The organism is Bathymodiolus platifrons methanotrophic gill symbiont (assembly GCF_002189065.1).
GTDB lineage: Bacteria > Pseudomonadota > Gammaproteobacteria > Methylococcales > Methylomonadaceae > Methyloprofundus.
Genome location: NZ_BDMN01000090.1, coordinates 1 through 14,438, shown reverse-complemented (window position 1 = coordinate 14,438; position 14,438 = coordinate 1). Strand labels below are relative to the sequence as shown.

The 14,438-nt window shown below is 40.2% G+C and carries 16 protein-coding genes; 9 read left to right on the top strand and 7 right to left on the bottom strand.

Features of this window, described 5'->3' with window-relative positions; all coding sequences use genetic code 11:
* The 4 genes from CDZ78_RS24225 to CDZ78_RS05960 form a co-directional block, all read right to left on the bottom strand.
* Nucleotides 1-202: ISAzo13-like element transposase-related protein (locus CDZ78_RS24225; RefSeq protein WP_444979198.1), on the bottom strand; the 202-nt coding region annotated here is incomplete at its 3' end.
* Nucleotides 203-219: 17 nt separating this feature from the next.
* A complete protein-coding gene (locus CDZ78_RS05970) occupies nucleotides 220-492 on the bottom strand; it encodes a hypothetical protein (RefSeq protein ID WP_230990520.1) in 273 nt (90 codons plus the stop codon).
* Between the two features lie 331 nt (nucleotides 493-823).
* Nucleotides 824-1,216: a hypothetical protein gene (locus CDZ78_RS05965; protein ID WP_087869182.1), complete on the bottom strand. Its 393-nt coding sequence runs from the start codon at nucleotides 1,214-1,216 to the stop codon at nucleotides 824-826.
* A 418-nt stretch (nucleotides 1,217-1,634) separates the two neighbouring features.
* Nucleotides 1,635-1,865, bottom strand: a complete 231-nt coding sequence (locus tag CDZ78_RS05960; RefSeq protein WP_087869181.1) for a hypothetical protein — start codon at nucleotides 1,863-1,865, stop codon at nucleotides 1,635-1,637.
* Between the two features lie 213 nt (nucleotides 1,866-2,078).
* On the opposite strand from CDZ78_RS05960, the gene nrdR reads away from it, so the two are divergent.
* The 9 genes from nrdR (at nucleotide 2,079) to CDZ78_RS05915 (ending at nucleotide 11,794) form a co-directional block, all read left to right on the top strand.
* Entirely contained in the window at nucleotides 2,079-2,543 is a 465-nt protein-coding gene (gene nrdR, locus CDZ78_RS05955; RefSeq protein WP_087869180.1) for a transcriptional regulator NrdR, read from the top strand.
* Nucleotides 2,536-3,639, top strand: coding sequence for a bifunctional diaminohydroxyphosphoribosylaminopyrimidine deaminase/5-amino-6-(5-phosphoribosylamino)uracil reductase RibD (gene ribD, locus CDZ78_RS05950; protein ID WP_087869179.1), 1,104 nt, complete (start codon nucleotides 2,536-2,538; stop codon nucleotides 3,637-3,639). The genes nrdR and ribD overlap by 8 nt, the downstream gene beginning before the upstream one ends.
* A gap of 1 nt (nucleotide 3,640) precedes the next feature.
* Nucleotides 3,641-4,294 (top strand): riboflavin synthase, encoded by a 654-nt coding sequence (locus tag CDZ78_RS05945; RefSeq protein ID WP_087869178.1) that lies wholly within the window; start codon nucleotides 3,641-3,643, stop codon nucleotides 4,292-4,294.
* Nucleotides 4,295-4,299: 5 nt separating this feature from the next.
* Nucleotides 4,300-5,403: a bifunctional 3,4-dihydroxy-2-butanone-4-phosphate synthase/GTP cyclohydrolase II gene (gene ribBA, locus CDZ78_RS05940; RefSeq protein ID WP_087869177.1), complete on the top strand. Its 1,104-nt coding sequence runs from the start codon at nucleotides 4,300-4,302 to the stop codon at nucleotides 5,401-5,403.
* A 248-nt stretch (nucleotides 5,404-5,651) separates the two neighbouring features.
* Nucleotides 5,652-6,128 (top strand): 6,7-dimethyl-8-ribityllumazine synthase, encoded by a 477-nt coding sequence (ribH, locus tag CDZ78_RS05935; RefSeq protein ID WP_087869176.1) that lies wholly within the window; start codon nucleotides 5,652-5,654, stop codon nucleotides 6,126-6,128.
* On the top strand, nucleotides 6,128-6,565 hold the full coding sequence (gene nusB / locus CDZ78_RS05930) for a transcription antitermination factor NusB (RefSeq protein ID WP_087869175.1): 438 nt from the start codon (nucleotides 6,128-6,130) through the stop codon (nucleotides 6,563-6,565). The genes ribH and nusB overlap by 1 nt, the downstream gene beginning before the upstream one ends.
* 102 nt (nucleotides 6,566-6,667) lie before the next feature.
* Nucleotides 6,668-8,116 (top strand): phosphomannomutase, encoded by a 1,449-nt coding sequence (locus tag CDZ78_RS05925; protein ID WP_087869174.1) that lies wholly within the window; start codon nucleotides 6,668-6,670, stop codon nucleotides 8,114-8,116.
* 114 nt (nucleotides 8,117-8,230) lie between these two features.
* On the top strand, nucleotides 8,231-11,209 hold the full coding sequence (locus CDZ78_RS05920; protein WP_244559169.1) for a DNA translocase FtsK: 2,979 nt from the start codon (nucleotides 8,231-8,233) through the stop codon (nucleotides 11,207-11,209).
* Between the two features lie 78 nt (nucleotides 11,210-11,287).
* A complete protein-coding gene (locus tag CDZ78_RS05915) occupies nucleotides 11,288-11,794 on the top strand; it encodes a hypothetical protein (protein ID WP_140413901.1) in 507 nt (168 codons plus the stop codon).
* Nucleotides 11,795-12,001: 207 nt separating this feature from the next.
* Here the strand turns inward: CDZ78_RS05915 and CDZ78_RS05910 are convergent, their stop codons facing one another.
* The 3 genes from CDZ78_RS05910 to CDZ78_RS05900 all read right to left on the bottom strand — a co-directional run.
* Nucleotides 12,002-13,501 (bottom strand): Ni/Fe hydrogenase subunit alpha, encoded by a 1,500-nt coding sequence (locus tag CDZ78_RS05910; protein ID WP_087869172.1) that lies wholly within the window; start codon nucleotides 13,499-13,501, stop codon nucleotides 12,002-12,004.
* Between the two features lie 59 nt (nucleotides 13,502-13,560).
* A complete protein-coding gene (locus CDZ78_RS05905; RefSeq protein ID WP_087869171.1) occupies nucleotides 13,561-14,100 on the bottom strand; it encodes an NADH-quinone oxidoreductase subunit B family protein in 540 nt (179 codons plus the stop codon).
* Nucleotides 14,090-14,438: ferredoxin (locus tag CDZ78_RS05900; protein ID WP_174664557.1), on the bottom strand; the 349-nt coding region annotated here is incomplete at its 5' end. The genes CDZ78_RS05900 and CDZ78_RS05905, both read right to left, overlap by 11 nt.

The window sequence follows — 14,438 nt, the reverse complement described above, 5'->3', positions numbered from 1 at the left end:
TGCGGTCAGGATGGTCGCCCATCGTTATGTTTTTCTGGGCTTTGCGCTTAACATAGTGATGTTTTTTTAATAAATACCGAACAATATTACGACTGACAGAATAACCCTTTTTTAATAATTCACTGACGATTTCATGAGGCTTTAAATAAGTCCAGCGAATAGATGAGTTCATTGGAGCACCTGCTGTATGCTGCTGAAGAATAGCTAAAAAGTCTTGATCTATTCCTTTATATTCGGGCTTAGATAACTTTTTTTTCGACCGCCTCCAGGTTGTCTGATTCCCGCCGTATCCTGCTCTAATTCGCTGAGTTCTTTTTGTCCACGGCGGATGGTTTTTGGATCACACCCTAATAAATCTGAAATATAGTTAACGCCACCATGAGATAATTTTTCACTCTCAATGGCGGCATAGCGTCGTTTGTCTTTTTCACTCAGTGAGCCATAAAATTTTTTCATTGATTTTTCGATACTTGTTTTATAAGGAAATGACATAAGACAAGGACTAAGTTATAAATTAAGATAATCTTGATTTAGGGGAGATATTTTATTATTCAAGCTTAACTTATTTCAGGAAGTTATTTCGTACACATTCCTTAGATTGTAATATTTGAGATAAATCTGTTCGCCTGAAAGGCGAAGGTTTTAACCTTGCGAATGGAAAATAAAACCCGCATAAAAAGCCATTTTATATTTGCTATTGTTAATGGTGTTTTATCCATTTGCCGCATAAAAACAAGTTACAGTTGATTTTTACACAAATATTTATTTTTTGCGACAGAACCACATTAATGGTTCTGTCGCAAGTAGTCTTTTTCAAAGTTAGCTAGCTACAGTCTCCAAAAGGAACTTCGGCGCCCTTGTATGAAAAATCGTTGTCCCAATCAGCTTGGTCTTTTTGTCCTAGATCAAATCTAAGGAGAAGTAACTTATGGCTATTATAAGGATGTAACCCAGCGTTTCCATAGCCACACGCATTATTCCCACTAGATTTAGGGCATGTCATAGCTAACTTATACTCAGTAAGTGTCTCTGCTCCTCTGAAAGAACAAAAGATTCTATTATTGGTGGCTGTAAAGATCGTTAGTTTATGACCTGAATCAATCTGATCATTAATTTCTAAATTATCGAATTTTTCGCACACGATGTTTGTGCATATAACCTTTTCTAGTGTTGTATTATGTATCACACATTTAATCCTAAAATATCCATCTTCCATTTTATCACCTCAATTTTAATTTAAAAAATAGCGACTCCCCGCTTCCCTGATTTTTTAGCGTTTGCGAAATCTGGCTTCCCGTCTAAGGCGGGACACTAATAATTTCAGAGGACTAAGAACAATCTGCCTCTCAATTTTTTGAACAGGCCTTTAGTTATTTGTTTTCATGGATTTTAGACCAGGTGAGGGGGATTACCTATGCCCAGAAAAGGTCGACCTAAGGTTGTTCTTTACCCCTTAGAAGCTGTTTGGTTAAACGTTACAAACACTTTGCAACAGTTAATTTTATCATAGCAATTCTGTAACTACTCAGCGTAATTTACAGTTGAATAAAATTATAAAGAAAATTCAGGCAACTTTCCCTCGAACACAAGAGTCATTGCCAAAGTTGCACTGACACCTTGTTTACGGCACGTTGCTAAATAACCTGAGTTCGGGATAAGAAAAGTGGGCAACCTTCTATAAAACCTGAAAAAATATAGGCGCGCCATGCTACCTCACGAAATTCCGGGACTCCTGTCGCTGCGGAATAAATATCTTTAGTTACTTTGTTATTTAAGCGAATGCCATTGGGGGGGCTATTGCATTGATTTATGGGCAGTGCACGGTTGGTTTTTGCGGAGAAGGAAAGGACAATAAGGGATTGCATCTATCTTATGAGCATTTTCCGTAAACTTTACTAAGTCTGTAGCTGATAACTTCAAATCCTTCATGCGAATAATGATGATAGCGTTTTGAGTCAGAGTCTGGCAAGTTGATTAAATTTTTAATTAAGTCAGCTTTAAGTACTGATTTATTGTAAAATTGATAAGTTTTTAATTTATCACGCTTTCTGTTTAATCTAGCACTGTAAGATATTTCTATGCGTTGTCCATTCTGTACTGCCCATGATACTCGGGTAATTGATTCTCGATTAGCGAATGAGGGTGATCAAGTGCGTCGTCGCCGTGAATGCGTGACATGTAAAGAGCGCTTTACTACTTATGAAGTGACAGAATTTAATTTACCTAGAATCGTTAAACGCGATGGCTTACGTGAGCCGTTTAATGAAAACAAGTTACGTGCTGGTATCTTGCGTGCACTGGAAAAACGACCTGTCAGTAGTGATCAGATAGAAGCCGCTGTTACGCGTATAAAAAAAGCATTAATGGCAAGTGGTGATAGAGAAGTTGCTGCGCTCGAAATAGGCGAGCAAGTCATGAAAGAATTGAGTGCATTAGATCATGTGGCTTTTGTTCGTTTTGCGTCGGTATATCGTAGTTTTCAGGATGTTAGTGAATTTACCGAGATGATTGCCGGATTACAAAGCAAACAAAAAAATGTTTGAACAAACGCGAAAACAAGACGGTCATTTTATGGCACGTGCTTTGTTTTTGGCTAGGCAGGGAACTTATACGACTAAACCTAACCCACGTGTTGGCTGTGTTCTGGTAAAGGATAAGCAGATAATTGCTGAAGGATGGCATGTGCGTGCCGGCCAGGGGCATGCTGAGATAGAAGCATTAAAAAACACGCAAAATGCACAGGGTGCAACTGTCTATGTGACCTTGGAGCCTTGTTTTCATTATGGAAGAACACCTCCTTGTGCTGAAGCATTAATAAATGCAGGTGTGGCACGAGTTGTAGTGGCAATGAAAGACCCTAATCCCTTAGTTGCCGGAAAAGGACTAGCCTTACTTGAACAGGCGGATATAAGTGTTAGTTGCGGTGTACTGGACGATGAAGCCAGGCTACTGAATAAGGGGTTTGTCTCTCGAATGCTAACGGGTAAACCATATGTTATTAGTAAATTAGCTATGAGTTTAGATGGGCGTACGGCAATGGCTTCGGGTGAAAGCAAGTGGATTACCTCAGCACAGGCAAGACAGGATGTGCAGAAATTGCGCGCTGCAAGCGGGGCGGTGTTAACTGGAGTGGATACCGTTATTGCTGATGACCCTGGTATGAATGTACGCATGGAAGGCGTTGATGTAGAGCAACCCGTGCGGATTATTCTAGATTCGTCTTTACGAACCCCCGTCACTGCCAGGGTGTTGGCATTAGAGGGCCGTACTGTTATTTTGACTTGCTCTGAAGAACAGAATGAGATGGAGGCGTTAGAAGGAGCGGGTGCAGAAGTTTATCATTTAGCTGCCGATGCAAAGGGGCGTCTGGATTTAGCGGAAGTATTAGGTTTTTTAGCTGAACAACAGATTAATGATGTTTTAATTGAGGCGGGTAGTGTTCTCAATGGTGCTTTAATAGAGCAAGGCTTGATTGATGAATGTATTATTTATATGGCACCCAGTATTTTAGGCTCCAGTGGACGAGGGCTATTTGCTATGCCTAATGTGTCAGTGATGGCTGAGAAAAAACAATTACAGTTTGTAGATATGCGTAAAATTGGAATGGATTTAAGACTAGATTATAAGGTGCAAAAATAATATGTTTACAGGCATTATTTTAGCCGTGGGTAAAATAACACAGATTGAACAAAAAGCTGGTGATGTGCGCTTGTCAATTGACACTGGGAAACTGTCTTTAGCAGATGCAAATCTTGGGGATAGTATTGCTGTCAATGGGATTTGCTTAACTGCAGTGGAGCTCAGTGAGCATGGCTTTGTTGCTGATGTTTCTAATGAAACTTTATCGCGTACCAATTTAAAGCAGGCTAGTACAGGTACAGCGGTTAATATTGAGTTGGCTTTAACTCCACAAACCCGGATGGGGGGGCATATTGTCAGTGGTCATGTCGATGGTTTGGCTACGCTGATTGAAAAAAAGCCCGATGGTCGTTCAATTCGATTTAAATTTAAAGCGCCTGATGAGCTTGCTAAATATATTGCCGAAAAAGGCTCTATTTGTATTAATGGAATTAGTTTAACTATTAATACCGTTGAGGGAGCTGTATTTAGTGTCAATGTTGTGCCTCATACCTTAAAAGAAACAAGCTTAGGTTTTGCTGTTGTAGGTGATAAAATTAATCTGGAAGTTGATTTGTTAGCACGCTATATGGAGCGCTTAATGAAAGGAGAAGCCGCCGCAACTTGTGCAGCAGGCGTTACTGAAGATTTATTAAAAGAAAGTGGGTTTTTGTAAGCAGAATGAATACAACTGAAGAAATTATTGAAGATATACGCCAGGGAAAAATGGTGATTATCATGGATGATGAAGATCGCGAGAATGAAGGCGATTTATTGATGGCAGCTGATTTTGCTCGCCCTGAAGATATCAATTTTATGGCGCGATTTGGGCGCGGTCTGATTTGTTTAACCTTAACAGGGGAACGCTGTCAACAATTACGTTTGCCTTTGATGGTGAGTGATAATAATGCAGCATTTTCAACCAATTTTACTGTGTCGATTGAGGCTGCAGAAGGGGTAACAACAGGTATATCAGCTGCTGATAGAGCAACGACGGTGCAAAGAGCTATTGCAAAAGATGCAAAACCTGAAGATATAGTACAGCCAGGTCACATTTTTCCCATTAGGGCACGAGATGGTGGTGTTTTAAACCGTGCGGGTCACACCGAAGCAGGTTGTGATTTGGCTCGTTTGGCGGGTGCAGAGCCAGCGGCGGTGATTGTCGAAATCTTAAATGATGATGGTTCAATGGCTAGACGACCTGACTTGGAAATCTTTGCCAAAAAACATGATTTAAAAATTGGCACGATTGCAGACTTAATTCATTATCGTACCGAAAATGAAAGCACTCTGGAGCGTATCAGTGAATGTGCTTTGCCTACTGAATATGGTGATTTTCGTTTAGTGGCTTTTCAGGACCGTAATGATAATAAAGTACACCTTGCTGTGGTGATGGGAGATGTCACTGATGGTGAGCCAGTTTTAGTACGTGTGCACGCACGTAATTTAATGGATGATGTTTTCTCATCAACGCGTAGCGATTGTCAAATGCCTGTACGTGACGCAATGAAACGGATAGCTGAAGAAGGCCGGGGAGTCCTGGTCATCATTCGTCAAGATGAAAATAATAAGGCTCTGGCAGAGCTGGTCCATCAGTACCAAATGCAAGATAATGGTGTGGTTATTCCAGCAGCAAAAAAAACTGATGCCTGGCGCACTATTGGTACGGGTTCGCAAATTCTTGCGGATCTGGGTGTGCATAAAATTCAGGTTTTAGGCCCACATAAAACCTACTTTGGTTTATCGGGATTTAATATAGAATTGGTTGATATAGCACCAGTTTAAAATGTGTAGAGCGGACTTTAGAGAATGTGAAAGTATGTACTTTTAGCCTCCCCCCTTGAGAAGGGAGGGATTGAGGGGGGATCGTATAAAATATATATCAAATCTCCCCTGACCCCTCCTTAACTAAGGAGGGAGATTTTTTTGAATACTTTCACAGCTTCTCTTTAGTTCGCTAATTAAAGTAAGCTGTGATATTTGCGGGTTAAAGTACGTTTTACAGTTTTGCTTAATTATATTGAGAGGAAAATATGTCAGCAGTAAAAATAATTGAAGGTAATTTTACAGCACAAGGTGGTAAATACTGTGTTGTGGCTTCCCGTTTTAATAGCTTTATCGTCGAGCAATTAGAAAATGGTGCAATTGATGCATTAGTTCGTCATGGTGTCGATAAAGGGGATATTACTTTGGTAAAAGCTCCCGGCGCTTTTGAATTACCTATGGTAGTACAACGTCTTGCCGCATCTAAAAAATATGATGCAATTATCGCTGTTGGTGCTGTTATTCGTGGTGCAACACCACATTTTGAATATGTGTCAAATGAGTGCGTTAAAGGAATTGCACAGGTTTCTATGCAATATGATGTTCCAGTGAGTTTTGGTGTGTTAACCGTTGATAGCATAGAGCAGGCCATTGAGCGAGCAGGAACTAAGGCTGGCAACAATGGTGCGGCAGCGGCTCTATCAGCGATTGAAATGGTTAGCTTATTCAATAACCTGGAAGCTTGATGAGTTCGGCAAAGAGTAAAGCCAGACAGTGTGCAGTTCAAGCATTATATCAATGGCAAATGACCGGGCAAAATTTAACGGCTATTGAAGGTCAATTTAAAGAAGATCAACGCTTAAAAAATGCTCAAAAGAGCTATTTTTCTGATTTGTTTCATGGTGTTCCGCAGCATTTAGATAAGATTGATGCTTCTATGGCTGATTTTGTTGACCGTGATGTTGAAAAAATCGACCCTGTTGAGCGAGCAATTTTAAGAATAGGCGTTTATGAGTTATTACATAAGCCCGACGTACCTTATCGTGTCGTAATTAATGAAGGTGTAGAGCTTGCTAAATCCTTTGGTGCGGATGGTAGTCATCGTTATGTCAATGGTGTGTTAGATAAAGTTGCTCAAGTTCAGCGTAAGCAGGAAATTGAAGCAAAACTAAAGAAAAGTTAGGATGTAGAGCGGACTTTAGTCTGCTAATCTCCATAGTGCTCCATTAATAGCGGACTAAAGTCCGCTCTACAGTAGTGTGCTGGCATTTGAGAACGAGGGAAAATGAAAAATAAGGTCAAGTTTGGTACCAGTGGTATTCGTGGTTTAGTCAATGATATGACTGATAAAGTATGTTACGCCTATACGCTGTCGTTTCTGGAATATCTACAATCTATTGATGCCATAGCTGATCATACTGTAGCGATAGGTGGAGATTTACGTAATAGTACTCCTCGAATTATGAATGCTGTTGCCGCTGCCGTAGTTGATGCAGGCTATCAGGTTGTTAATTGTGGTTTAGTGCCAACACCCGCTCTCACTTTATATGGAATTAACCAGAACATAGCTTCGATTATGGTGACGGGTAGTCATATTCCAGATGATCGCAATGGCATCAAATTTAACAAGCCTGATGGAGAAGTGCTTAAACAGGATGAACAGGGTATTCTGGCACAAGAACCGAAGCTTAATGAGGCTTTGTTTGTTGGGGAGAGCTTACACAGAAGTAATTATTTACCTGCTGTTAACCGGATTGCAGAGCAACAATATGTGGCTCGGTATATAGGTTTTTTTGCAAAAAATGCCTTGGCGGGTATGAAAATTGGTGTTTACCAGCATTCCTCGGTGGCACGAGATTTATTTATCACGGTTTTATCAGGCCTGGGTGCTGAAGTGTTGCCATTAGGCCGCTCTGAGTATTTTATTTCAGTCGATACTGAAGCCATAAAAGCGGAAGATGTTGTGCTAGCAAAAGAGTGGTCGGCTCAATATGATCTGGATTGTATCGTCTCAACTGATGGCGATGCAGATAGGCCTTTAATTAGTGATGAGCATGGAGAATGGTTACGTGGCGATGTTGCCGGTATTCTAGTTGCCCGTTTTTTACAGATTGATGCAATTGTTACTCCTGTCAGTAGTAATAGTGCGGTAGAAAAATGTGCTAGTTTTTCTCAGGTTGTGCGTACAAAAATAGGTTCGCCTTATGTTATATCAGCAATGCAATCGATTGTTGATGCGCAAAAAATAGCGGGGTATGAAGCGAATGGAGGCTTTTTATTAAATACTTCGGTTGCTTTGAGTGGCAAACAGTTAACGGCATTACCAACTCGTGATGCGGTCATTGTCGCGCTGTGTATTCTGCTGGCTGCCAGACAAGAAAACGATAGCATTTCACAATTATTAAAGACCTTGCCTGAGCGCTACACTTATAGCGATAGAATTAAAGATTTTCCTTCTGAGTTGAGTCAATCAATTTTAGCTGGAATCCAAACGGGCCAACTTGATCAGGATGCAACAGCTTTTGCGCAATTATTTTCCGGACAGATCGAGCAGGCAGTTGCCTTTGATAGTACCGATGGTGTACGCATTACTTTAGCTAATAATGATGTTGTACATATACGCGGTTCAGGAAATGCACCTGAATTGCGCTGTTATACAGAAGCAGATAGTTACAGCAGGGCAAAAGCATTGAATAAATTATGTATACAGAAGATGTTTGGCTGGAAAGATTAGTGGGCTATCTTAGGAACGAGAATTCAATAATACCCGATCCTGCGTCATACTTTCGGGTATTCTTAAATCCTTGTCCCTTAGACTTGTTTTGTTTCAATATTATAGTGATAGACTGTGAATAGAAGAAAACCAATTAAAAAAGATTATTTTGCCATTTTTTCCGGCTTCCCTGTTCGATGGCTTATACGTTCTGGATTATTTATTATAGTCGCAGTTGCTTTGATTTGGATTTTTCAGTCGGTGGGTAATAGTAGCGGTTCAGTAGATACCGCCATGGGTGGGGAAGATATTTTTGCCGTATTAGCCTTAATTGGAATTCCCCTGGCTATTCTGACAGCACTCGAAAAGTTCACAGGTATTTCTTGTATTTCCGGAGTTGAGTGGGTTGGGAAAAACACCTTAAAAATAATTGACTGGGGCATAGTCAATGTTAAAAAATGGCTAGGAATAAAGCCTAATAAAACCAATCACCGTATAACTCCTGCAAGAAAAGAAAAAGCACATAAGCTACAGTCTGATAGTTTTAGAGTTCCCCAGGTTGAACCGAATATTGATAGACAGCCGGATATTGACTCTGACCCCGTTTTCTCTGACTTCCACATAGTAGAAGAAACACAAAGTACAACGAATTTTGATTTGCCTGTAACAGAGTTAGAAAATAATCAGGAAACAGAACAACAACGGGTTGATTTGCATTCTGAACCAAGAGTATTGGCGATAAATGAGAATACTGCCGATAATTCGCCTGCCTACCATACAGATTCGCTACTAGCAGATGCAACGGCTATTTTCGAGGAAAAGCCTGTTACAGAAATTGTGCCCCTTGTTAACTCTTATAATCAGGCTTCACCAACACTGGATAAGGTCTTGCCAGAAGATGGAGGCTTAGAGGAGTCATTTGATGAATTTGAGACTGAATTAAATACTTTTTTCCAGGACAATGAAAATGTTCTAGTTAATGAATCTAATGATTTATCAACTGAGTTAGGTGAATCTGAAACTAACTTAGCATCTGCTAAACAGGGCCTAGATGAAGAACTAGGTAGGAAAGATTTTAACTCTGAAATTCTGGCAAATGAGACTGATTACATGATTAGAGCGCTGCAAGCTTCTGAAGATAACACAGGTGCTAGCCGGCAAGATGTAGAGCCAACAAGTCAAGGAAGTGAAATTGATTTGAGTGCTCAAGTTTGGGAGGAAGGGGAAGATACTGATTCATCCAAAGCTAAAGCTCCTACCTATGATGAACCAGATTTCATGATTAAGGCCCTGCAAGCTGCTAAGGGTAAAATAATTGATTCAATATCAGATGATAGTAGCATTGCTGAAGAAAAAATAGCAGGGGCTGAGTTATCAGAGCATCAGTCGGAAGAAGTTGAAAACGAATCTTCTGATACTGATACATTGCCTAAGAAGCCTGATTTTATGATTAGCGCATTGCAGGCAGCCAAAGAAAAAAATGCAGCTTCAATTGTTGGAAACGGGGTTGAAAAGCAGACTGAGAATACTCCGTCGTACCCATCTATGTTTGACCAGGCTGAACAAACTGCAGCAAGTATTATCTCCTCATTTTCTGAAAGATTTTCCAGGTCATTCAAAGCGCAAGAAAAACCTGAATACCAATTACCTGCAATTAATTTATTAGAAGAACATCAACAATCGGTACTGTCCTATTCAGTTGAAGAACTGGACACCATGTCACGTACAGTTGAGCGGGTACTTAAGGATTACAAAGTAATTGCAGAAGTGGCCGGTGCTTATCCAGGGCCTATTATTACACGATTTGAATTGTCTTTGGCACCAGGTGTCAAGGTGAGTCGTGTGAGTGGCTTAGCAAAAGATCTGGCACGTGCCATGTTGGTCACCAGTGTACGTGTCGTTGAAATTATTGAAGGAACGCCTTATATCGGTCTGGAAATCCCAAACCAGGAACGAGAATTGGTGTCTTTTCGTGAAATTATTTCTTCTGAACAGTTTCAGCAAGCAAAATCACCGCTAACACTTGCCTTAGGGAAGGATGTTTCAGGTCAGACTGTTGTCTCTGATTTAGCGAAAATGCCTCATTTACTCGTTGCAGGAACGACAGGGTCAGGTAAGTCTGTTGCTATTAATACCATGATTCTTAGTATGCTTTACAAGGCAACGCCTGATCAGGTACGTATGATTATGGTCGATCCTAAAATGCTGGAGTTATCAATTTATGAAGGTATTCCGCATTTATTAACTCCCGTTGTAACAGATATGAAAGAAGCGCAAAATGCGTTGCGCTGGGCTGTTGCTGAAATGGAAAGGCGCTATAAATTAATGTCTAAGGTAGGGGTTAGAAATCTTGCCGGCTATAATCAGAAAGTTGAAGATGCAGCCGCACGTGGTGAGACAATCCGGGACCCTTTATTTCAATTGATTGATCCTTTAGCAGAGGGGGAGACATTTCCGGTATTATCCACTTTGCCTCATATTGTTATTGTTATCGATGAGTTGGCTGATATGATGATGATAGTTGGCAAAAAAGTAGAGGAATTAATTGCTCGTTTAGCCCAAAAAGCCCGTGCAGCTGGAATTCATTTAATACTGGCAACTCAGAGGCCTTCTGTTGATGTGTTAACTGGATTGATTAAAGCCAATGTACCGACACGTATTTCTTTTCAGGTTTCTTCGCGTATTGATTCGCGCACTATTTTAGATCAAGGTGGAGCAGAAGCATTACTAGGTAATGGAGATATGCTATTTTTACCTTCAGGTACCAGTGTTCCGACACGTTCGCACGGTGCTTTTGTAGGGGATGAAGAAGTTCATGCTGTTGTTGATTATTTAAAATCACACGGTGGAGCTAATTACATAGCTGAAATTACCCAGGAAGAACCCGCTGTCAATACAACTGGTGCTGAAAATGTTCAAGATGAGGTAGATGCATTATATGATGATGCTGTTAGCTTTGTAATGGAAACAGGAAGGGCTTCAATTTCTAGTGTGCAACGACGCTTTAAGGTAGGATATAATCGAGCCGCAAGAATGATTGATCAAATGGAAGAGGAAAACATTGTGAGTGAACCAGAAGGAAATGGATCGAGACGTGTTCTTGATAGAGAATAATAACGTACGGCGGAAAATCAATAGATGATTTCTGCAAACTAAAGTGCGAAATATAATTTTTAAATTTAATGAATGCTTATGTTAAAAGATTATTTACAGTTGTGTTGGTTTAGTGGTTTTCCAGAAGATTTACCCACTGATAGAAAATTTTTATTTATTAATTTAGGCGTCTATTTATTGCTAGGGCTGTTTATTCAGGGGAACATCAGTGATCCAATAGAAGCCTTTATGCAAATATTTATCGAAGTGTTTATTACACTTATTTTTATGGGGGCACTGCTACTAAGAGATGGTAGTACCTATAATTTTGAACGTTTTTTAACAGCAATTCTTGTTTGTGAGAGTTTTGTCTACGTCCTGGGATTGCCCATACTGTTCTGGTATATTTTTGCTAAAGGTGGTGAATTCGCTTCTTATCCAATCTATATTGGCATGGCTTTAATGGTATGGTCTATCGCAATCATAGCGTACTTGATAAAAGGGCTTTTTGGCTTTGACTCGCGGACTGGTGGTAGTTTATCAGTGTTGTACTTTGTCCTGACCTATTTTGGTTCTTTTGGCATATTAGTGCTGACAGGGTTATAGTTTCTGTAGAGCGGGCTTCAGTCCGCTATGCACAACAGGGCTGGCGCATGGCGCGCACTCATCCCAATGCTACTTCACGAAATTCAGGGGCTCCTGTCGCCTATCAGGGATAAAAAACCATCACTTCGCTAAGTTCCATTTTCCTGATTTTTAGCGATAGCGGATTGAAGTCCGCTCTACAGTATTGCGTGTTACATTACTTCACTTTTAATCTTCGAGCTTTATAATTTCACCATTACTTTGCTTCATTAGTTTATCGATGCATTCCCCCTCTGCATTAATCAATTCAACCTGTAAGGGCATTTTTCCAACTGCATGGGTTGCGCAGGACAAGCAAGGGTCATAAGCCCTGATTGCAACTTCCAGGTTATTTAAGAGGGGTTCAGTTAGTTCCTGGCCGGACAGATATTCAGCTGCAACCTGCCGTACTGATTCATTCATCCCCATATTATTACTAGTGGTAGAAACAATCAGGTTTGCTTTAGTCACAATATCATTTTCATCTATTTCATAGTCATGAAATAAGGTTCCACGTGGCGCCTCAATAACACCAATACCCCGATAGCGTTTTTCACCTTGAGCAACTAAATCAGAGCCCATAATATCGGGGTCATTCAATAAGGTTTTAATACTTTCAGCACAATGTAATACTTCAATTAAGCGGGTCCAATGAAAAGCCAGTGTACTGTGTACCATGGCGGATCCACTGTGTTGTTTAAATTCGACACGTGCTGCTTCTGCAAGAGGTGTATCAATATAGTCACAGTTATTTACTCTAGCAAGTGGGCCCACACGATACCAGCCGTCTTCTTTGCCTAATGAGGTTAAATAAGGAAATTTCATATAAGTCCATGAGCGGACTTCTTCGTGAATAATATCGTTATAATTACAGTAATCAAAATGATCGAGTATTGTATTTCCTAGCTTATCTTTAGCGCGGATTCCACCATGATAGAGTTCTAAAGCGCCATCAGCTTTAGTCAGCCCTAAATAGTTGGTTTCGATGGTGGCAAAATCATCATAATAAGGTAAATTTGAGCAATGTATTTTTTTAATTAAGGCAACTGATCCTGCAGACCACTCGATCATCTGATCGACATCCGCCAGTAAATAATCACGCTCCTCTTTCGTTAGAGATTTATTCATGCCTCCGGCAATAGCACCGGTACCATGAATACGTTTACCAGACACCATACGGATGACTTCCTGGCCAAACTTACGTAATTTGACACCTTGTAAGCCGACTTCAGGATAGTCATTTAAAACAGCGATAATATTACGTTTACTAATGTCGCTTTCGAAGCCGAATAATAAATCAGGACTAGATAAATGGAAAAAGTGTAAAGCATGTGACTGCAAAACTTGTCCAAAATGTAATAAACGTCTAAGTTTATCTGCTGAAACAGGTAAATTAACTGGGTCAATCCCTACTAACTGGTCAATGGCTTTAGCCGCTGCTAAATGATGACTTACCGGGCAGATATCACATAAGCGTTGTACTAAAACAGGCAATTCCCAGTAGGGACGGCCCTGAATAAACTTTTCAAAACCACGAAATTCGACGATGTGTAAACGGGCTTGTTGTACTTTGTTATTTTCATCGAGTAATAGCGTTACTTTGCCATGACCTTCAACGCGTGAAACGGGGTCAACGACTACTCGTTTTAAATTTTTCTGCTTGTCTGCTGTTTCTAAATTTTCATACATAAGTCTATGCACCTAAAAGAATTGTGTATTTTGGTGAATGATCTTTACAAGTAATAGTGTTAATCAAAATGCACTAAGTCATAAGGTAAAGCCGGCTCCTGTCCTGCAATAATTGCACTTAAAAATGACCAGAAGACATCAGCCGAGGGTGGGCAGCCGGGCATGTAATAATCGACCTTAACAATCTCATGTATTGGATGTACTTTATCTAATAATAATGGCAGTTCTGGATCGCTGGGGATCTGTGCATTTTCAACTCCTAGGCCATCAATATAAGATTCTTTCAGGCAGTCTTCCAGTGGAATATGATTACGCATCGCTGGTAAGCCACCATTAATAGCGCAAGCACCTACAGCGACTAGAACTTTACAGTTTTTACGGAACTCACGTAGTACATGAACATTTTCAGAGTTACACACGCCACCTTCTATTAAGCCAATATCACAAGGGCCGCAATGTTCTATATCGGTAATGGGGGAACGGTCAAATTCGACATGCTTAGCTAATTCCAGCATACGCTCATCAATGTCTAAAAGAGACATATGACAGCCAAAACAACCCGCTAATGAAGTTGTGGCAACTTTTAATTTATCGGCCATGATTTTTATTCTCCTTAGTTAAAGCAATTTCATCAATCTTGTGTTTATCATAAGTACGCTGACCTATAGGTACCTGATAGCCAGTACGTTTGATTATAATTGCCCCTGTCGGGCATATATGTGCAGCACAATCATTAATGTCTATATCGCTGTCTTTTAATTGGCCACTTTTAGAGTTGATGATTAGGTGTTTGTTTATGCCGCGTCCACTAATAGCAAAGACATTTTTATTATCTTTTTCCTGGCTGGCACGAACACATAAATTACAGAAAATACAGCGGTTATGATCGATTAAAATGTCAGGATGTGATGCGTCCATTTCTCGATTAGAAAAAAAA